This window comes from Treponema endosymbiont of Eucomonympha sp., from assembly GCF_001028545.1.
In genome coordinates this window covers 1-449 of the sequence record NZ_BBPW01000640.1, presented here as the reverse complement: position 1 = coordinate 449, position 449 = coordinate 1, and the positions used below count along the sequence as shown (strand labels likewise).

At 52.6% G+C, this 449-nt stretch carries 1 protein-coding gene; it reads left to right on the top strand.

Annotated elements, in window-relative coordinates; all coding sequences use genetic code 11:
- Positions 1 to 177: 177 nt before the first annotated feature.
- Positions 178 to 449 (top strand): transposase (locus AWU74_RS08445; protein ID WP_062328847.1); only part of this gene is annotated, 272 nt, incomplete at its 3' end.

Sequence of the window (449 nt, the reverse complement as noted above, 5' to 3'; positions counted from 1 at the left end):
CCGCTGGCAGGAAAAGGGAATATGGAGAATACTGGCGAACGCCGAAATAGGCGAGCCTGCCGGAGATATCTTTATGATAGATTCGACATATAACAAGGCACACGCAGACGCATGCGGGGCACAAGGCGGCAGTAAGGACATTAGCCGCACAAAAGGGGGCTGAACAGCAAATTACATTTGGCGGTTGACGATTACGGGATACCGGCAAGCGGCATTGTGACAAGCGGTACTGTCGCGGATTGTAATCAAGCGCCTCTCCTTATGGAGGATTTGGAAGCGGAAGCGTTCCTTGCGGACAAGGCGTATGACACGAATGAGCTGCTCGATATGCTTAAAGAAGCGGATATAGCAGCAGTCATCCCTCCGGTTAAAAGCCGGAAAGAGCAAAGAGCGTACAGTCATGAACTGTATCGGGCGCGGCACGTCATTGAAAACGTCCTCCGCGCCCT